Source organism: Actinokineospora sp. NPDC051303, assembly GCF_055586285.1.
The window spans coordinates 71,626-90,286 of sequence record NZ_JBVJIN010000013.1 but is presented as its reverse complement, the minus strand read 5'-3'; the positions used below and the strand labels follow the sequence as shown (position 1 = coordinate 90,286).

The following is an 18,661-nucleotide window of genomic DNA, read 5'->3' as shown; positions in this document are numbered from 1 at the left end:
GCGATCAGCTGAGGCGTTCCAGGACCATGGCCATGCCCTGGCCGCCGCCGACGCACATTGTCTCCAGGCCGAATTGCTTGTCGTGCCACTGGAGGGAGTTGATCAGGGTGGTGGCGATGCGGGCGCCGGTCATGCCGAAGGGGTGGCCGATGGCGATGGCGCCGCCGTTGACGTTCAGTTTGTCCTCGTCGATGCCGAGGTCGCGGGCGGAGGGGATGACCTGGGCGGCGAACGCCTCGTTGATCTCCACCAGGTCGATGTCGTTGATCGTCAGACCGGCCTTGGCCAGGGCGCGCTTGGACGCCTCGACCGGGCCAAGGCCCATGATCTCGGGGGACAGGCCGGACACGCCGGTGGACACGACGCGGGCCAGGGGAGTCAGGCCCAGCGCCTTGGCCTTGGTGTCGGACATGATCACCAGGGCGGCGGCGCCGTCGTTGAGGGGGCAGCAATTGCCCGCGGTGACCCGGCCGTCCGGGCGGAAGACCGGCTTGAGGGTCGCCGTCTTCTCGTAGGTGATGCCGGGACGGGGGCCGTCGTCGGTGTCCACGACGCGGCCGTCGGGGAGGGTGACGGGGGTGATCTCGCGGGCCCAGAAGCCGTCCTTGATGGCCTGCTCGGCCAGGTTCTGCGAGCGGACGCCGAAGTGGTCCATGTCCTCGCGGGTGACGCCCTTGAGCAGGGCCAGGTTCTCCGCGGTCTGGCCCATGGCGATGTAGGCGTCGGGGACCGTGCCGTCCGCGCGCGGGTCGTGCCACTCGTCCGCGCCGTTCTCCGCGACGGACGCGGTGCGGGCGACGGCGTCGGCGAACAGCGGGTTCTGCGTGTCCGGCCAGGAGTCGCTGCTGCCCTTGGCGAAGCGGGACACCGTCTCCACGCCCGCCGAGATGAACACGTCGCCCTCGCCCGCCTTGATCGCGTGCAGCGCCATCCGCGTGGTCTGCAACGAGGACGCGCAGTAGCGGGTGACCGTGCAGCCGGGGAGGTGGTCGTAGCCGAGCAGCACCGACACGATCCGGCCCATGTTGAAGCCCTGCTCGCCGCCGGGCAGGCCGCAGCCCAGCATCAGGTCGTCGATCTCGGTGGGGTCGAGCGCGGGCACCTTGTCCAGCGCGGCGCGGACCATCTGCGCGGCGAGGTCGTCGGGGCGGATGTCGACCAGCGACCCCTTCCCAGCGCGCCCGATGGGGGATCGGACGGCGGAGACGATGACTGCCTCTGGCATGGCGGGAACTCCTTCGCGATTGCCGGTCTGCACGACCTGGCCGATGTTACTCGCTGGTAACCACAACCGCGCGGAGCATTCGGAACGGTGCGACAGCGCTGCTCAGCGGGCCGTCTCCGCACTTTTCCACACGCCAGCGGCCGCGCACAGTGGGGCGAGCATCACCTCGGCGGCGAGCGCGTAGCCCGCCCCGTTCGGGTGAAACCGGTCCGGGCTGAACAGGTCCTGCGGCCGCGCCAGGAAGTGCGGCGACAGCAGCGCGGCCAGCGGCACCGAGGTCGCCTCGGTCCGCGACAGCTCCCGCGCCTGAGCCCTGGCCAGCGCCAGGCTCCACCGCCGCGCGACGCTGCGCAGCGGCTGCGGGATGGGCGCGATCGCGCCCAGGTCCGGGCACGTGCCCACGACCACCCCGGCGCCGACCGCGAGCAGCCTGCGGACCTGCTCGGCCAGCAGCGCCGCCGACGCGGCGACGCTCATCCTGGCCGTCACGTCGTTGCCGCCGACCAGCACCACCGCCACGTCCGGCGGGTCGGCCAGGGCCCGGTCCACCTGGTCGATCAGGTCCGTCGTGCGCGACCCGCTCACCGCGTACGTCCGCAGCCGCACCGGCCTGCCCGACTCCTCGGCCAGCCCGCGCGCCAGCAGCACCCCGGGCAGCAGGTCGGGCGACTCGGCGCCGAGCCCGGCCGCGCTGGAGTCGCCGAAGACCGCCAGCGTCAGCATCCGGTCGACCGGCACGGGCACCGGCCCCGGGCCGTGCGGCAGGTAGCCGCCATCGGCGTTGAACGGCAGGTCACGCGGCACGCCGATGACCGTGCGGGCCCGCCGCGACTGGGTGTTGAGCACCGAATACGCCGCGCCCGACAACCCGCCGACCGAGCCCGCCGCCAGCGCCAGCATCCGCAGTCCCCTGATCCAGCCCATCGCCTGCCTCCTCCCGCACCATCTCCCGCACCAGCGGGTACTCATCACCTATCGCGAGACCCCCCGGTTCCTTGTTACCAAGAGGCGCGAACCTGGCGCTCGGATACCGCCGGGTTAGGCTGCGTCACAGGGCCGCATCGCAGGTCCTGGACGTGATCACCCCAAAAGGAGACCCCGGTGGAGTACGTCGAGCACATCATCGATCTTGTCGGCGACACGCCGCTGGTGAAGCTGAACTCGCTCGCCGCGGGACTGGCCCCGACCGTGTTGGCCAAGGTGGAGTACTTCAACCCCGGCGGCAGCGTGAAGGACCGTATCGCGCTGCGCATGGTTGAGGCGGCGGAGAAGTCCGGCGAGTTGCGCCCGGGCGGCACGATCGTGGAGCCCACCTCCGGCAACACCGGCGTCGGGCTGGCCATGGTCGCCCAGCGCAAGGGCTACAAGTGCGTGTTCGTGTGCCCGGACAAGGTCAGCGAGGACAAGCGCAACGTCCTCAAGGCCTACGGCGCCGAGGTCGTGGTGTGCCCGACCGCGGTGGCCCCCGAGCACCCGGACTCCTACTACAACGTCTCCGACCGGCTCGTCCGCGAGATCGAGGGCGCCTGGAAGCCCAACCAGTACGCCAACCAGGAGAACCCGGCGAGCCACTACGCCTCCACCGGCCCTGAGCTGTGGAAGCAGACCGATGGCCGGATCACGCACTTCGTCGCGGGCGTCGGCACCGGCGGCACGATCAGCGGCACCGGCCGCTACCTCAAAGAGGTCTCCGAGGGCCGGGTCAAGGTCATCGGCGCGGACCCCGAGGGCTCGGTCTACTCCGGCGGCACCGGCCGCCCGTACCTGGTCGAGGGCGTCGGCGAGGACTTCTGGCCCGAGACCTACGACCGTGACATCGCCGACGAGATCATCGCGGTCAGCGACGCGGAGTCGTTCGAGATCACCCGGCGGCTCGCCCGCGAGGAGGGCCTGCTGGTCGGCGGCTCCTGCGGCATGGCGGCCGCGGCGGCGCTGCGCCTGGCCCAGCGCCTCGGCCCCGACGACGTCGTGGTCGTGCTGCTGCCCGACGGCGGCCGCGGCTACCTGTCGAAGGTCTTCAACGACTCGTGGATGGCCCAGTACGGCTTCCTGCCCCCCGAGCACTCCGGCGCGACGGTCGGCGACGTCCTGCGGCGCAAGAGCGCGACCGGCGCGCTGCCGGAGTTCATCCACGCCCACCCCACCGAGACCGTCGCCGACGCGGTGGCGATCCTGCGCGAGTTCGGCGTGAGCCAGATGCCCGTGGTCAACGCGGAGCCGCCGGTCATGGCCGCAGAGGTCGTCGGCGCGGTCAACGAACGCGACCTGCTCGACGCCCTGTTCACCGGAAAGGCCGCCCTCGCCGACCGGCTCGACCGGCACATGTCCGGCCCACTGCCCACCATCGGCGCTGGCGAGCAGGTGACCGCGGCGATGAGCGCGCTCGCCGCCGCGGACGGCGCCTTGGTGCTGGTCGACGGCAAGCCCGCGGGCGTGGTGACCAGGCAGGACCTGCTGGGTTTCCTCGCGGGCAGGTGACGACCCGGGAACGGTGTCCGGCGCGCCGCGCAGCGGGATAGGCCATCCGATAGCGTTACCGGCGATGCGAGACGACATTCCAGGTCAAAAGGGGTGGGAAACCCGATGAGCTCTCCCCAGCCGCCCAATCAGCCGTGGCAGGGCGGTCAGCCCCCGCAGTGGCCTGGTCAGCCAGGCCAGGACCAGGGGCAGCCGCAGTACGGCCAGCCACCGGGCTACCCGCCCGCGCCGCAGCCGCCGCAGCCGGACCCGAATCAGCCGCAGTACGCCCCGCCGCCCGGCCCCAACACCGGGGCCGACGGCGTCGAACGCACCCAGGCCATCCGCCCGGGCCAGCCGGTTCCCGGCCAGGACACCCCGGGCAAGGAGGACGAGGGCTCCGACCGCACCCAGGTCGTGCGCCCCGGCCAGGGCGCCCCCAACCCGAGCCAGCCCGAGGCCACCCAGGTCGTGCAGCCCGGCTCGATCCCGCAGGCCGCGCCACCGTACGCCCCACCACCCAGCGCGACCGACTCGCCAGCGGGCGGCTTCGGCCAGCCGCAGCCTCCCTACGGCCAGCCGCAGTACGGGCAGCAGCAGCCAGGCGGCTACGGCCAGCAGCCCCCGCCGGGCTACGGCCAGCCGGGCGGCTACCCGCAGCAGGGCGGCTTCGCCCAGCAGGGCGGCTTCGGCCCCCAGCCGAACTACGGCGGCCAGGGCAACAACACGGCCATGGTGTCGATGATCGTGCAGGGCGCGATCGCCCTGCTCGGCTTGATCGCGGTGATCATGGCCATCACCCTGCTGGTGGATTTCGCGAGCGTTCCCAGTGTCTCCGAAACCTGCGCGGGGCTCGGTGATTTCCAGGACGAGTGCGAGCGCGGCGCGGCGTCCAGCGGCTTCAGCGGCGGTGGCGCGGGCGTGTTCTACTCGCTGCTGCAGATCCTCGGCGGGGCCGCGGCGATCGCGGGCGCGGTGCTGCTCTTCCTCAGGAAGACGGCGTTCGCGCACCTGCTGGTCGTCGGCGGTGGCGCGGTGCTGGTGCTCGCCTCGATCCTGATCGGCGCGTCCTACGCGTTCGTCGGCCGGGCCGTCACCCCGTTGATCTTCGGCCTGCTCATCGCGGCGGCGGGCGCGCTGTACTTCTTCCCGCAGACCAAGCCCTTCCTCGTCGCCGACGCGCCGCTCGGCGGCCAGACCGGCGGTCAGGGCGGTGGCTTCGGCGGTCCGCCCAGCGGCGGTTTCGGCCAGCCGCAGGGCTACGGCCAGCCGCCGCCGCAGCAGCACGGCTTCGGGCAGCCCCCGCAGCAGCCGGGGTACGGCCAGCAGCCCCCGCCGGGCTACGGCCCGCCGCCCGGTCAGCCGGGTTACGGCCAGCCGCCGCAGGGCCAGCCGCCCCAGCAGTGGTGAAGCGCTAACGATCAGCCGATGGACCCCGACGCCGAGTCGGGGTCCATCGGCGTCTGAGGGGAACGACTCGGGCGCGACCCGAGTCGCATAGGGCGTCACGCGCGTTCGGAGGGGAACAAGCCATGGGGTATCCGCAGCAGCCCTACCAGCCTGGGCCGTACCCGCAGCAGCCGTATCCGTACGGCGGGTATCCGCAGGGCGGCTATCCGCCGGGTGGCTGGCCACAGCCGCCCGCTCGTCCAGCGAATCCCGCGACCGCGATCGTGGCGCTGCTGTTCGCGCTGGTGATGGCGGCCTGCCTGGCCTGGGCGTCGATCCACCTGCTGGTCTCGTTCGACAGCGTTCCCGGCCTGCACTTCTTGTCCGGCGGCGGGGTGGTGATCCTCGTCCTCCGGTTCGTGGTGGCGGCCATGGTCATGCTCGGCGGCGCGCTCATGCTCGCCCGGTTGAAGGCGGGCGCCGTGCTCGTGCTGATAGCGGCGTTCCTGGGCATCCTGTCGGTGCTGTTGGAGCCGGTGGTCTCCGAGGTGTTCAGCGCCTTCGGCTTCGGCTACTACTTCGAGTTGCTGTTCGGCTTCGAGGTCCTGTACCCGACCCTGCTCGCCATCGCGCTGATCGTCTCGCCGATCACGCTGCTGTTCGCGGCGCTGCCGACGACGTTCCGGTGGCTGACGCCACGACGGCGCGGGTATCCGCGCTACTAGGCACACCGGGTGCGCGGCGCGATACACCATCGTGGGCAGACATTCCCGAAAGTGGGATAAGTCCCACATCGTGGTCATGGTGGTCCAGGGCCGTAGCCTGGTCACATGGCAGAAGACATGTCGCCTGTGGACGCGACACGGTGGGGCTTCGAGACCCGGGCGATCCACGCGGGCCAAGAGCCCGATCCGCGGACCGGCGCGGTGATCGTCCCGATCTACGCGACCTCGACCTTCGCCCAGGACGGGGTCGGGGGCGTCCGCGACGGGGGCTATGAGTACTCGCGCACCGCCAATCCGACGCGGACCGCGTTGGAGGAAGCGTTGGCTTCCCTGGAGGGCGGTAAGTTCGGGCTCGCGTTCGCCTCCGGGATGGCCGCCGCCGATATCGCGCTGCGGTCGATGACCCGGCCGGGCGACCACGTCGTGCTCGGCAGCGACGCCTATGGCGGCACCTTCCGCCTGCTGGACAAGGTCCTCTCGCTCTGGGGGGTTGAGTACACCTCGGTCGACCTGTCCGACGTCGCCGCCACCCGGGCGGCCGTGCGGCCCAACACCAAGGTCATCTGGTCGGAGACGCCGACGAACCCGCTGCTGGGCATCGCCGACATCGCCGCGTTGGCCGTGGTCGCCGCCGAGGCCGGGGCGAAGCTGGTCATCGACAACACCTTCGCCACCCCGTACCTGCAAAGCCCGCTCGGCCTGGGCGCCGACGTGGTGCTGCACTCCACCACCAAGTACCTCGGCGGGCACTCCGACGTCGTGGGTGGCGCGCTGGTCACCTCGGACCCGGAGTTGCACGAGAAGTTCGCCTTCCTGCGCAACGCCGCTGGCGCGGTACCCAGCCCGTTCGACTCGTGGCTGGTGCTGCGCGGGGCGAAGACGCTGGCGCTGCGCATGGAGCGGCACAGCGACAACGCCGAGCGGGTCGTGGAGGCGCTGGTCAGCCACAACCGGGTCACCAAGGTCTACTACCCTGGCCTGGCCGAGCACCCCGGCCACGAGATCGCCGCCAAGCAGATGCGCCGCTTCGGCGGCATGGTCTCCTTCGCGGTGGCGGGCGGCGAGCAGGCGGCTCTCGACATCGCCGCGCGGACCAAGCTGTTCATCCTCGGCGAGTCCCTCGGCGGCATCGAGTCCCTGATCGAGCACCCGGGCAAGATGACGCACGCGAGCACCACCGGCTCGCCGTTGCAGGTCGCGGGTGACATTCTGCGCCTGTCGGTCGGCATCGAGGACGGCGCCGACCTCGTCGGCGACCTGCTGGACGCGCTCGGCTGACCCCCGACACAGACCAACGGCCCCGCTCACCGAGCGGGGCCGTTGTCGTCGTCTGGGATCAGGGGCGGACCTGGTGCAGGCGCTCGACCGCCGAACCGGGATGCGACCCCGGCACGATCTCCGGTCCGCCGGGAGCCGGGGGCAGGTCGGCCGGGTCGACACAGCCGCCGACCAGCTCCAGTTCGGCGCCGCGCTGGACGAACTCGCCCGCGCTGGCGCACCCCGCGCTGCCCACGGTGAAGACCGCGACCCCGGCCAGCACCAACGCCGCGGCCGCGGCGCCCGCGAGGGGGACCGCACCGGCGATCCGAGTGCCGAGGGCCATGCCAGTTTCTCCCCACCTGAATACTTCTGCCGACGAGGGTACCCGCCCCACCTGAGGAGTCGCTGAGTGTGGCCCCCGGCACCGGCCGTCAGAGGTTGCCCCGCCGCTCCTGCTCCCGCTCGATCGCCTCGAACAGGGCCTTGAAGTTGCCCTTGCCGAACCCGAGCGACCCGTGCCGCTCGATCATCTCGAAGAACACCGTCGGCCGGTCGCCCACCGGCTTGGTGAAGATCTGCAACAGGTACCCGTCCTCGTCGCGGTCGACCAGGATGGCGTGCTCCTTGAGCACGTCAATGGGCACCCGCACCGACCCGATCCGCGCCCGCAGCTCCGGGTCCTCGTAGTAGGAGTCGGGCACGTCAAGGAACTCCACCCCCGCCGCCCGCATGGCCTTGACGGTGGTCACGATGTCGTTGGTGGCCAGCGCGATGTGCTGGCAGCCCGGCCCGCCGTAGAACTCCAGGTATTCGTCGATCTGCGACTTCTTCTTCGCGACGGCGGGCTCGTTCAGCGGGAACTTGACCCGGTGGTTGCCGTTGGACACGACCTTGCTCATCAGCGCCGAGTACTCGGTGGCGATGTCGTCGCCGACGAACTCCGCCATGTTCACGAAGCCCATCACGCGGTTGTACCAGTCGACCCAGTAGTCCATCTGTCCCAGTTCGACATTGCCCACACAGTGGTCGATGGCCTGAAACAACCGCTTGGGCGCGTCCGGGGGCCGGGCAACCGCCCCTTCGGCGGCCACATACCCCGGCAGATACGGCCCGTCATACCGAGCCCGATCGACCAGTGTGTGCCGGGTGTGCCCATAGGTCGCGATCGCGGCCACCCGCACCGTCCCGTTCTCATCGGACACATCGTGCGGCTCATCCAGAATGGTCGCCCCCTGCCTGCGCGCGTGCGCGACGCACCGATCCACATCGGGCACCGACAACGCCAGGTCAACCACCCCGTCCCCATGCACCCGGTGGTGGTCGAGCAGCGGACTGGCCGGGTCAACCCCGCCTTTGACCACGAACCGCGCCGACCCCGACTCCAGCACATACGCCTTGTGGTCGCGATTCCCCGTTTCCGGCCCGCTATAGGCGACCAACCGCATCCCGAAAGCGATTTGGTAGAACAGCGCGGTCTGCGTGGCATTGCCCACCACGAACACCACCGCGTCCATCGCGTGCACCGGGAACGGGTCCCGGCTCTCGTCGTAGTCGACCAGCCCGACAAGCTGACGGAGCTGGTCGTAGCTCACCTCGTCCAGCCCTGGCTCACGGTGACCGAGGGTGCCGGTCATGACGTCCTCCTACCTTCGCAGCGGTAAGACGAGCATGTGCCGACCAGTCATCCTGCGCAAGACGGTGTCATTTCACTGGTCATATTGCCTAGTCTGTCCCGACGGACCCTCAACAAAATGGTCACTCTGCCCAGGAGGTACACCCCAGTGCCCAACGACCCCGCCGAAGGCCCCCTGGACGCCTTGGACGCTCTCGACGCCCGCCTCCTGCTCCTCCTCACCGACGAGCCCCGCCTAGGCGTCCTGGAATGCTCAAGGCGCCTAGGAGTAGCCAGGGGAACAGTCCAAGCCCGCCTGGACCGCCTGGACCGGCGTGGCGTCCTCACCGGCTTCCCACCCGCCCTGGACCTGACGGCCATGGGCTACGGCCTAACCGCCTTCGCAGTACTGGAAATCGCCCAGGGCAAACGCACAGAGGTGGCAAACCGCCTAAGAGCGATCAACGAGGTCTGCGAAGTCCACGCCACCACCGGCCAAGGCGACCTCCTAGTCCGCATGGTCGCCAAAGACAACGACGACCTACAACGAGTCATAGACCAGGTAGTAGACGTCGAGTGGGTCAGCAGAACCTCAACCTCAATAGCCCTCTCCACCCCAGTCCCCCCAAGAGTCCGCCCCCTCCTGGAACGCGCCGCCAACCAAACGTAAGAAACGCTCGCCAACTGCTCGATTGGGTGGAGTGGTTTCTCTGGGGGAGAAGGAAGATCGCTAAGCTGGCTCCGCGCGTGTGAGGCCGAAGGCTTCCCACCCGTCTTTCACACGGCGATCTTCCTTCGTAGGGGCCCCAGAGAAACCACTCCACCCAATCGAGCCCCACCGCCCAAACCCCCCCCGGGCATGCGAAGGGCCGGCCCCCACGGAGACCGGCCCTCGCAACAGCATCAGCCGCTATACGGCACAGCCTTGTGCAGAGTCACCTTCTGCGTCTTCCCGTTCGGCAGCTCGTACTCCCGCGTCTCGCCCTCCTTGGCGCCGAGCAGCGCCCGCCCCAGCGGCGACTCCGGCGAGTACACCTCCAGCGCTCCCTCACCGCCGCCCTCTTCACGCGTGGCGAGCAGGAACTGCTCCTCCTCGTCGTCCCCGTCGTAGCGCACCGTCAGCACCATCCCGGGCTCGGCGACGCCGTCGTTGGCGGGGGCCTCGCCGACCTTGGCTCCGCGCAGCAGCTCCTGCAGGTGGCGGATGCGCGCCTCTTGCTGGCCCTGCTCCTCGCGGGCGGCGTGGTAACCCCCGTTTTCCTTGAGGTCACCTTCCTCGCGGCTGGTGTTGATCTTCTGCGCGATGACCGGGCGGTTCTCAATCAGCTCGTCGAGCTCGTGCTTGAGCCGGTTGTAGGCCTCCTGGGTCAACCAGGTCACCTGGGTGTCGCTCACGGTCACCAACTCCTCGTCGTACTCCGGGCCCGTGGTTTCGGGCCAGGCAGTCCCGGGCTTCGTGGGGCGCCCGGAATGGAAAAAACACGGCCCTCCTAGGGGCCGTGCAGGTAGCCGAGGGTAGCACGAACAGGGGTTTCTCTCTGCCCGAAATGTCCGTTTCCCTGCCGTTAAGGCCGCAGTTCACCCCGTTGGCGGCTGATCTGTGGACAAGTAGGCGGGAACCTGGTAAGAGCAACCGAAAACGTCCGCTGTCACCGGCTCGGACGCGCCCCGGATGACCGTCGTCACCCGCACCGACGGCTCGCCCGGCGCGATGTAAACCTCCTTGCGACCGTTCTCCGTGCCGTCAATCCCCCGGACCCGCACGATGCAGACGGCGGGCCGGTCGGGCGTCGTGCGGGTCACGTCGAAGGTCAGCTCCATCCGGTTGTCCGGCTGGTTGCTGAACGCGGTCCGCTGCGCCTCGATCGGCGCGGTCCCCAGGTTCTTGTAGCCGAGATACGCCACCACCCCGCCCGCCAGCAGCCCGCAGACGATCAGCACGAGCAGGGTCCGCGGGGACCGGCGCGCGCGCGTCGACCCATAGCGGCCCTCCGGTAGGGCTCGACCGGCCACGGTCATCGCGGGGACCTCCTGGGGGCGGTTGTCCGACCGGTGGGAACAATGGGCCCCGCCGGGGGCGTTCGACTATCCGGGTCGAGTATCCGCCGCGTGCGGAGTCCACGTATCAGGAGGGGGCCGAGAGAGGTCATGGCCGAGAAGCTGCGTTTGATGGCGGTCCACGCCCACCCGGACGACGAGTCGAGCAAGGGCGCCGCGACGATGGCCCGCTACGTGGCCGAGGGGCACGAGGTCATGGTGGTGACCTGCACCGGCGGCGAGCGCGGCGACATCCTCAACCCGGCCATGGACCGCCCGGACGTCGCCGAGGACATCCCGGCCGTCCGCAGGCAGGAGATGGCCAAGGCCGCCGAGATCCTGGGCGTGCAACACCGTTGGCTCGGCTTCGTGGACTCCGGCCTGCCCGAGGGCGACCCCAAGCCGCCGCTGCCCGAGGGCTGCTTCGCGCTGGTGCCGCTGGAGGAGTCCGTGCCTCGGCTGGTCGAGGCCGTCCGCGAGTTCAAGCCGCACGTGATCATCACCTACGACGAGAACGGCGGCTACCCGCACCCCGACCACATCCGCTGCCACGAGGTCTCGGTCGCGGCGTTCGACGCCGCTGGCGACCCGGAGCGCTACCCGGAGGCCGGGGAGCCCTGGACCCCGCTCAAGCTGTACTACTCGCACGGCTTCTCCCGCGCCCGCCTGGTCGCCATGCACGAGGCGGTCATCGCCGCGGGCCTGGAGTCCCCGTACACCGAGTGGCTGGAGAACTGGCCAGCCGACCGCGGCGACATCGCCCACCGGGTCACCACCCGCGTCGAGTGCGCCGACTACTTCGAGGTCCGCGACGCCGCCCTCCTGGCCCACGCCACCCAGATCGATCCGGAGAGCCGCTGGTTCGCCGTCCCGCTGGACATCCAGCGCGCGGTGTGGCCCTATGAGGAGTACGAACTCGTCCGCTCCCTGGTGGACAGCACTCTGCCCGAGGACGACCTGTTCTCCGGCATCAGCGAGAAGGTGTCCCTGTGATCGAGCTGACCGGTCCGGACCTCTCGGCCACGGTGCCGATGGTCCTGACCCAGACGCAGCCGCCCCCGCCGCGCCCAGCCGACCCCGGCGGCCAGGGCGAGGACTTCGGCAAGTCCAGCCCGCTGGGCTTTCTGATCCTGGTCCTGTTCTTCGTGGCCGTGGCGTTCCTGATTCGCTCCATGACCAAGCACCTCAAGCGCCTCCCAGCGAGCTTCGACCCGCCCGAGGACGACAAGAAGACCGCCTGAGCCGTGCCCCGGAGCCCCCACCCGCCCGCGGGTGGGGGCTCCGGCACATTCACAGGCGGGGGTCGACGGGTTCGGATTCGAGGGCGAGGATCGCGAAGACGCACTCGTGGACGCGCCACAGCGGCTCGCCGCGGGTGACGCGGTCGAGGGCTTCGAGGCCGAGCGCGTATTCGCGCAGGGCTTGGGAGCGTTTGTGGCCCAGTTTGCGGTCGCGCAGCCGCGCCAGGTTGTCCGGTTCGGTGTAGTCGGGGCCGTAGATGAGGCGCAGGTACTCGCGGCCGCGGACTTTGACGCCGGGCTGAACCGGTTTGCGGCCCGCGCGGACCAGGTTGGCCGCCGGTTTCACCACCATGCCTTCGCCGCCCGCCTCGGTCAGGTCCTCCCACCAGCGGATACCCGCGGCGACCGACTCCGGGTCCGCGGTGTCCACCGCGAGGGTTCGGGTGGGGGTGAACAGGTCGGGGTCCGCCGCGCGCAGCCGCTCGGCGACCGTCAGGTGCCAGGTGTGCGGGCGGTCGTGGAAGGTGGCGCCCTCGGCCGCCAAGAGCTGGAACGGGGCCAGGCGGACACCGTCCAGACCGGCGGTCGGCCAGCAGTAGCGGCGGTAGGCGGTGCGGAAGGCGGCGACGTTCGCCGCGCGGGATTCCGTGCGCGCCACCAGGTCCGCGACGGGCACGCCTCGGTCGGCGGCGGCGGACAGCGCCGACAGGGCTACCGGCAGGGCGGATTCGGCCGCCGCGCCCACCGACGCGTACTGCGACGTGATCAGCTCGCCCGCTTTGGCGCTCCACGGCAGCAGTTCCGCGTCGAGCAGCAGCCAATCGGTGCCCAACTCGTCCCACAGGCCCGCCGCGGCCGCGCGGACGCGGGTGAGCAGCCGCGCGGTCAGGGCGGCGTCGAAGAACGGGCGGCCGGTGCGGGTGTGCACGGCGCCGTCGCCCTCGATGCCGAAGCGGCGCGGGGCCACCTCCGGGTCGCGGGTGACCAGGACGACGGCGCGGGAGCCCATGTGCTTCTCCTCGCACAGCACGGGAATGCCGCCGAAACCGGCGAACGCCTCCCGTGGGTGCTCCAGCACGGTCCCGTCCGGACGCGTCTCCGCGGGGGCCATCGTCGGCGGCAGGTACAGCAGCCAGCGCGGGTCCACCGCGAACCGGCTCATCACCTCCAGCGCCGCCGCGGCCTGCTCGCCGCGCACCGTGACCTGGCCCAGCACAGCGGTTTCCACCACGCGCTTGCCGACGACGTCGCTCAGCGCGAGGGCGGTCGGCTCGCGGTCGGCGACCGGCTCCGGGGCCAGCGGGCGCACCGGCTCGTACCAGACCTCGTGCGCCTTCACCGACACCACTTCGCGCTCCGGGTACCGCAGCGCGGTGAGCTTGCCGCCGAACACACACCCGGTGTCCAGGCACATAGTTCCGTTGACCCACTCGGCTTCCGGCACCGGTGTATGTCCATACAGGACTGTCGCGCTACCGCGGTAGTCGTTCGCCCACGGATACCGCACCGGCAGGCCGTACTCGTCGGTCTCGCCGGTGGTGTCGCCATAGAGCGCGAAGGCACGCACTCGGCCGGACGCGCGGCCGTGGTAGCGCTCCGGCAGGCCCGCGTGCGCGACGACGAGCTTGCCGCCGTCGAGCACGTAGTGCCCGATCAGCCTGTCGCAGAAGGCTTCCACCCGCGCGCGGTACTCGGCGGGCTCCTCGGCTAGCTGCGCCAGCGACTCGCCTAGGCCGTGCGCGACGGTGACCTTCTTGCCGCGCAACGCCCGCACGAGTTTCTGCTCGTGGTTTCCGCACACCGCCAGCGCCGTGCCAGCCTCGACCATCCCCATCGCCAGCCGCAGCACGCCCGGGGTGTCCGGGCCGCGGTCGACCAGGTCGCCGACGAACACCACGCGCCTGCCCAGCGGGTGCCGCGCGCCGACCGCGCGCCCGTCCGCGTCCCGGTCGATCGCGTAGCCCAGGGCGTCCAGCAGCTCCTCCAACTCCGCGCGGCAGCCGTGCACGTCGCCGATCACGTCGAACGGGCCGGTCTCGCCGCGCAGATCGTTGCGCAGCGGCTCGACCACGATCCGCGCCGAGTCCACTTCGGACTCGTCCGAGAGCACGTGCACGTGCCGGAAACCCTCGCGCCGCAACGAGCCCAGCGAGCGCCGCAGCTCGGACACGTGCCGCTTGACCACCCGCGCGCCGAAGTCGCGGTCCGGGCGCTCGGCGTTGCGCCGCACGCACGTCGACTCCGGCAGGTCCAGCACGATCGCCACCGGCAGCACGTCGTGCTCGCGGGCGAGCCGCACGAGCTGCGCGCGCGGCTCCCGCTGCGTGTTCGTCGCGTCCACGACCGTAATTCGCCCTGCGGCCAAGCGTTTCCCGGCCACGTAGTGCAGCGCCTCGAACGCGGGCACGGTCGCGGACTGGTCGTTCTCGTCGTCGCTGACCAAGCCGCGGAAGTAGTCGCTGGACAGGACCTGCGTCGGCAGGAAGTGCTTGCGCGCGAAGGTCGATTTGCCCGAGCCCGAGGCGCCGATGAGCACCACGAGCGCCATGTCGGGAATGGCCAGGTCCATCACGCCTCCTTGCGGGAGAACAGAGCGAGCTGCGTCGGCGGGCCGAGGTCCGGGTCTTCCGGTCCGACCGGGGAAAACCGGACCGTGTAGCCGCGCCGCCCGGCGACCGCGTCGGCCCACTCGCGGAACTCCGCGCGGGTCCACTCGAACCGGTGGTCGGGGTGCCGTGCCTGCCCGGCGGGCAGCGCGGGGAACAGCGCGTTGTACTCCACGTTCGGCGTGGTCACCACGATATGCGCGGGCCTCGCGGTACCGAACACGGCCCGTTCCAGCGCAGGCAGCCTGTTCGGGTCTACGTGCTCGACGACCTCCATCAGCACCGCCGCGTCGTAGCCCGCCAGCGACGGGTCGGTGTAGGTCAGCGATGACTGCCGCAGCGTGAGCCGCTCGCGCGTGCGGTCGGGCAGCCGGTCCAGGCCCAGCCGCCGCTCCGCCGCGGCCAGCGCGCCCGAGGACACGTCGGTTCCGACGATCTCGGTGAACGACGGGTCGGCCAGCAGGTCGCGCAACAGCGCCCCGCCGCCGCAGCCCAGGTCGAGCACCCGCCGCGCGCCGACCTCGCGCAGCGCGGCGAGCACCGCCTGTCGACGGGGGACGGCCAGCGGCGCCGGGGTGTTCACGGGTTCTGTCCGGGCGTCGTCCGAAGCGGACGCCCCGCCAGATGCGGCCACCGGCTCCGCCAAGGCGTTGTCCAGGCTTTCCGCGCTCGTTTCGTCCAGTTCGGCGAGCCGCGCCAGCGCCGTGCGCACGTATCCGCCCTGGTGAGCGAGGTAGCGGGCGCTGATCAGATCGCGCTCGGGGTGCCCGGCGAGCCAGCCAGCGCCCGCGCGCAGCAGCTTCTGGACCTCGTCCTCGGCGACCCAGTAGTGCTTGGTGTCGTCCATCACCGGCAGCAGCACGTACAGGTGCTTGAGCGCGTCGGCCACCCGCGCCTCCCCGTCGAGCCGCAGATCCAGGTAGCGCGAGTCGCCCCAGTCGGGGAACTCGGGGTCCAGCGGCACCGGCCGCGCGTCGACCCGCCAGCCCAGCGGCGCGAACAGCCGCTCCGCGAGCGCCGCCCCGCCCCGGCACGAGGTCGCCGGGACCCGGATGGACAACGGAATCGGCTGCTTGGCCAGCTCCGGTCGGGCGTCGCAGCGGCCGGTCATGGCCGTGCGGAACACCGCGGCCAAGGCCACCGCGAGCTGCGACCCAGCCGCGTACGGGCGGTCGGTGACGTGCTGCCCGTCGCGTGGCCGCTCGACCGGGTCGACCTCCACCAGCAGCGCGACCGTGCACACGTCCTCGTCGGCGGCGGGGTAGAACACGTGGGCCGCGCCCGCGGCGGTCGAGAACGCCTGCGCCTTCTCCGGATGCTTGAACAGCAGGTAACCCAGATCGGTCGCGGGCCGGATGGTCGTGGTCAGGGTCAGCAGCACCGGGGAAGTGTCGCGCACCGCCGTGCCCGGCCACACTCGATTTGAGAGGCTGGTGCCATGGCGAACCGGCTCAAGGACTCCACCAGCCCCTACCTGCTCCAGCACGCCGACAACCCGGTCGACTGGTGGGAGTGGGGCCAGGCGGCGTTCGCCGAGGCCGCCCGCCGCGACGTGCCGGTGCTGCTGTCGATCGGCTACGCGGCCTGCCACTGGTGCCACGTGATGGCGCACGAGTCGTTCGAGGACCCGGACGTGGCCGCGATGATGAACGAGATGTTCGTCAACATCAAGGTCGACCGCGAGGAACGCCCCGACGTCGACGCCGTCTACATGACCGCGACCCAGGCGATGACCGGCCACGGCGGCTGGCCGATGACCTGCTTCCTCACCCCGGCCGCCGAACCGTTCCACTGCGGCACCTACTTCCCGCCTGTCCCGCACCCCGGGATGCCCTCGTTCCGGCAGGTGCTCACGGCCGTGCACCAGGCGTGGTCGTCTGGCGACCCGCAGGTCCGGGAAGCCGGGGCGCGGGTCGTGGCCGAACTGGGCACGACCGCGACACCACTGCGTGAGTCCCCTGTGGACAGTGCGGCGCTTGCGGGCGCGGCGGCGTCGCTGCTGGGCCAGTACGACCGGGCAAACGGCGGTTTCGGTGGCGCGCCGAAGTTCCCGCCCACCATGGTGCTGGAGTTCCTGCTGCGCCACCACGAGCGCACCGGCTCGGTCGAAGCGCTGTCCATTGTGGAGGGATCGGCGCGGGCGATGGCCGACGGCGGCCTCAACGACCAGCTCGCGGGCGGCTTCGCCCGGTACAGCGTGGACGCCGCCTGGGTCGTGCCGCACTTCGAGAAGATGCTGTACGACAACGCTTTGCTGCTGCGCCTCTACGCACACCTGGCCCGCCGCACCGGCATCGGCCGCTACCGCGAGGTGACCGAGGAGACCGCCCGGTTCCTGCTCACCGACCTCGTCACCCCCGAAGGCGGTTTCGCCGCGTCGCTGGACGCCGACACCGAAGGCGTCGAGGGCCTCACCTACGTCTGGACGCCCGCGCAACTCACCGCCGTCCTCGGCCCCGACGACGGCCCGTGGGCGGCCGACCTGCTCGGCGTCACCGAAGACGGCACCTTCGAGCACGGCACGTCCACTCTCCGCTTCCAACGCGAAGTCGAGGACGTGCCCCGCTGGCAGCGAATCAAGGCGGCGCTGACCGCCGCCCGCGCCGAACGCCCCCAACCGGCCCGCGACGACAAGGTCGTCACCGCGTGGAACGGCCTGGCCATCGCCGCCCTGGCCGAAGCAGGCCTCGCGCTGGCCGAGCCCACCTGGGTCGCCGCCGCCGAACGCGCAGCCGACCTGCTGCTCCGCCTGCACTTGGCCGACGGCAGGCTCCGCCGCACATCCCGCAATGGCGCGGTCGGCGGCGCGGCCGGGGTGCTGGAGGACTACGGCTGCCTGGCCGAGGGCCTGCTGGTTCTGCACCAGGCCACCGCCCACCCCCGCTGGCTCGACGCTGCGTGCGACCTGCTCGACACCGCCCTGGCCCACTTCGCCGACCCCACCACCCCCGGCGCGTATCACGACACAGCCGATGACGCCGACGCCCTGGTCTGGCGCCCCAGCGACCCCGGCGACAACGCCAGCCCCTCCGGCGCCTCGGCGTTGGCGGGCGCCCTGCTGCTCGGCTCGGCCTTGGCGGGCGTCGACCGCGCCGGAACATACCGGGCGGCGGCGGAGCAGGCCGTCGCCCGCGCGGGCCTGCTGGCCGCCCGCGCCCCCCGGTTCGCCGGACACTGGCTCACCGTCGCCGAGGCACTGGCCCAGGGCCCGGTCCAGGTGGCCGTCGTCGGCCCCGCCGACGATCGCGCCCCACTGGTCGCCACGGCCATCCACCACGCCCACGGCGGCGCGGTGATCGTCGCGGGCGAGCCCGACCAGACCCCACTGCTGGCCGACCGCCCCCTGGTCGACGGCCAGCCCGCGGCCTATGTGTGCCGCGGATACGTCTGCGACCGCCCCGTGACGACAGTGGACGAGCTGGTCGCCGCCCTCACCTGATCCGCTCCTCGCGAACACCCTCCCGCTTACTCGCGGACCGGCGTAACTTGAGTAGAGAGGTAATCATGTAATCAAGGAGCCCGACATGCGCAAGCACTGGAACACCCGGGGTTGGCAGCAGTCCGACCTCCCACCCGCCGACGCCGCCGCCGCCTGGTTCTCCGGCCGCCTCCCCGACAGCTGGTTCACCGACGCCCCCACCGTCACCGTCGACCGCGAAGAAATCCTCGTCGTCGGCACCCTCCCCGCCCTGGACACCGACCACCCCGACGCCGCGGCCCGAGCCGCGGCCGAATCCGGCCGCATCGCCCGCTTCCGCGAAGACACCCGCGAAGAACGCATCGAAATCGCCCGCCAAGCCGAACACCGCTACCGCCGCAAAGTCGCCTGGGGCGCCCGGCAGGGAGACACCGAGGAACTTTTCACCACCCTCTCCGCCCCCGTGATGACCCGCCTCCGCCAACCAGAACGCCTGGTCCTCGACACCCTGGTCGACGCAGGCGTAGCCCGCTCCCGCTCGGACGCCCTGGCCTGGACCGTCCGCCTGGTCGGCGCCCACGCCGAGGAATGGCTGACTGAACTACGGGAGGCCATGAGCAAGGTCGACGACCTCCGAGCCAAGGGCCCCGAGGTCTAATCTTCAGCCCCGCCCATCCTCACCAGATCGCCC

At 71.2% G+C, this 18,661-nt stretch carries 17 protein-coding genes; 9 read left to right on the top strand and 8 right to left on the bottom strand.

Features of this window, described 5'->3' with window-relative positions; translation table 11 throughout:
• Positions 1–4 precede the first annotated feature (4 nt).
• Both ACZ6SD_RS12995 and ACZ6SD_RS12990 read right to left on the bottom strand, forming a co-directional pair.
• Positions 5–1,225: an acetyl-CoA C-acetyltransferase gene (locus tag ACZ6SD_RS12995; RefSeq protein WP_465317123.1), complete on the bottom strand. Its 1,221-nt coding sequence runs from the start codon at positions 1,223–1,225 to the stop codon at positions 5–7.
• Between the two features lie 102 nt (positions 1,226–1,327).
• On the bottom strand, positions 1,328–2,149 hold the full coding sequence (locus ACZ6SD_RS12990) for an SGNH/GDSL hydrolase family protein (protein ID WP_465317122.1): 822 nt from the start codon (positions 2,147–2,149) through the stop codon (positions 1,328–1,330).
• A gap of 177 nt (positions 2,150–2,326) precedes the next feature.
• Between ACZ6SD_RS12990 and ACZ6SD_RS12985 the strand changes: the two genes are divergently transcribed.
• From ACZ6SD_RS12985 to ACZ6SD_RS12970, 4 genes are all read left to right on the top strand, one after another.
• Complete coding sequence (locus ACZ6SD_RS12985; protein ID WP_465317121.1) at positions 2,327–3,703, top strand: cystathionine beta-synthase; 1,377 nt, start codon at positions 2,327–2,329, stop codon at positions 3,701–3,703.
• A gap of 105 nt (positions 3,704–3,808) precedes the next feature.
• The gene (locus tag ACZ6SD_RS12980) at positions 3,809–5,092 is read left to right on the top strand and encodes a hypothetical protein (RefSeq protein ID WP_465317120.1); all 1,284 of its coding nucleotides are present in this window, start codon (positions 3,809–3,811) and stop codon (positions 5,090–5,092) included.
• A 122-nt stretch (positions 5,093–5,214) separates the two neighbouring features.
• Entirely contained in the window at positions 5,215–5,796 is a 582-nt protein-coding gene (locus tag ACZ6SD_RS12975) for a hypothetical protein (protein WP_465317119.1), read from the top strand.
• A gap of 105 nt (positions 5,797–5,901) precedes the next feature.
• Positions 5,902–7,074 (top strand): cystathionine gamma-synthase, encoded by a 1,173-nt coding sequence (locus tag ACZ6SD_RS12970; protein WP_465317118.1) that lies wholly within the window; start codon positions 5,902–5,904, stop codon positions 7,072–7,074.
• Between the two features lie 58 nt (positions 7,075–7,132).
• Here ACZ6SD_RS12970 and ACZ6SD_RS12965 read toward each other — a convergent pair whose 3' ends face one another.
• Both ACZ6SD_RS12965 and hppD read right to left on the bottom strand, forming a co-directional pair.
• Positions 7,133–7,399, bottom strand: coding sequence for a hypothetical protein (locus tag ACZ6SD_RS12965; protein ID WP_465317117.1), 267 nt, complete (start codon positions 7,397–7,399; stop codon positions 7,133–7,135).
• Positions 7,400–7,487: 88 nt separating this feature from the next.
• Positions 7,488–8,690, bottom strand: coding sequence for a 4-hydroxyphenylpyruvate dioxygenase (hppD, locus tag ACZ6SD_RS12960; protein ID WP_465317116.1), 1,203 nt, complete (start codon positions 8,688–8,690; stop codon positions 7,488–7,490).
• 117 nt (positions 8,691–8,807) lie between these two features.
• On the opposite strand from hppD, the gene ACZ6SD_RS12955 reads away from it, so the two are divergent.
• Positions 8,808–9,338: an Lrp/AsnC family transcriptional regulator gene (locus tag ACZ6SD_RS12955; RefSeq protein ID WP_465317115.1), complete on the top strand. Its 531-nt coding sequence runs from the start codon at positions 8,808–8,810 to the stop codon at positions 9,336–9,338.
• Positions 9,339–9,571: 233 nt separating this feature from the next.
• Here the strand turns inward: ACZ6SD_RS12955 and greA are convergent, their stop codons facing one another.
• Both greA and ACZ6SD_RS12945 read right to left on the bottom strand, forming a co-directional pair.
• Positions 9,572–10,069 carry a transcription elongation factor GreA gene (gene greA, locus ACZ6SD_RS12950; protein ID WP_465317114.1) on the bottom strand — a complete coding sequence of 166 codons (498 nt, stop codon included), beginning with the start codon at positions 10,067–10,069 and terminating at the stop codon, positions 9,572–9,574.
• A 177-nt stretch (positions 10,070–10,246) separates the two neighbouring features.
• Positions 10,247–10,687 carry a DUF4307 domain-containing protein gene (locus ACZ6SD_RS12945; protein WP_465317113.1) on the bottom strand — a complete coding sequence of 147 codons (441 nt, stop codon included), beginning with the start codon at positions 10,685–10,687 and terminating at the stop codon, positions 10,247–10,249.
• 129 nt (positions 10,688–10,816) lie between these two features.
• Here ACZ6SD_RS12945 and mca point away from each other — a divergent pair, with 129 nt between their 5' ends.
• Together mca and ACZ6SD_RS12935 are read left to right on the top strand one after the other, a co-directional pair.
• The gene (mca, locus tag ACZ6SD_RS12940; protein ID WP_465317112.1) at positions 10,817–11,698 is read left to right on the top strand and encodes a mycothiol conjugate amidase Mca; all 882 of its coding nucleotides are present in this window, start codon (positions 10,817–10,819) and stop codon (positions 11,696–11,698) included.
• Positions 11,699–11,736: 38 nt separating this feature from the next.
• A complete protein-coding gene (locus ACZ6SD_RS12935; RefSeq protein ID WP_465317173.1) occupies positions 11,737–11,946 on the top strand; it encodes a hypothetical protein in 210 nt (69 codons plus the stop codon).
• A 49-nt stretch (positions 11,947–11,995) separates the two neighbouring features.
• On the opposite strand, the gene ACZ6SD_RS12930 is transcribed toward ACZ6SD_RS12935, so the two are convergent.
• Positions 11,996–14,515: a polynucleotide kinase-phosphatase gene (locus ACZ6SD_RS12930; RefSeq protein ID WP_465317111.1), complete on the bottom strand. Its 2,520-nt coding sequence runs from the start codon at positions 14,513–14,515 to the stop codon at positions 11,996–11,998.
• The gene (locus ACZ6SD_RS12925) at positions 14,515–15,933 is read right to left on the bottom strand and encodes a 3' terminal RNA ribose 2'-O-methyltransferase Hen1 (protein WP_465317110.1); all 1,419 of its coding nucleotides are present in this window, start codon (positions 15,931–15,933) and stop codon (positions 14,515–14,517) included. Before ACZ6SD_RS12925 ends, ACZ6SD_RS12930 begins: the two co-directional genes overlap by 1 nt.
• Before the next feature lie 57 nt (positions 15,934–15,990).
• Here ACZ6SD_RS12925 and ACZ6SD_RS12920 point away from each other — a divergent pair, with 57 nt between their 5' ends.
• Positions 15,991–17,991, top strand: coding sequence for a thioredoxin domain-containing protein (locus ACZ6SD_RS12920; protein WP_465317109.1), 2,001 nt, complete (start codon positions 15,991–15,993; stop codon positions 17,989–17,991).
• Positions 17,992–18,076: 85 nt separating this feature from the next.
• Positions 18,077–18,628 carry a hypothetical protein gene (locus ACZ6SD_RS12915; protein ID WP_465317108.1) on the top strand — a complete coding sequence of 184 codons (552 nt, stop codon included), beginning with the start codon at positions 18,077–18,079 and terminating at the stop codon, positions 18,626–18,628.
• Positions 18,629–18,661 lie beyond the last annotated feature (33 nt).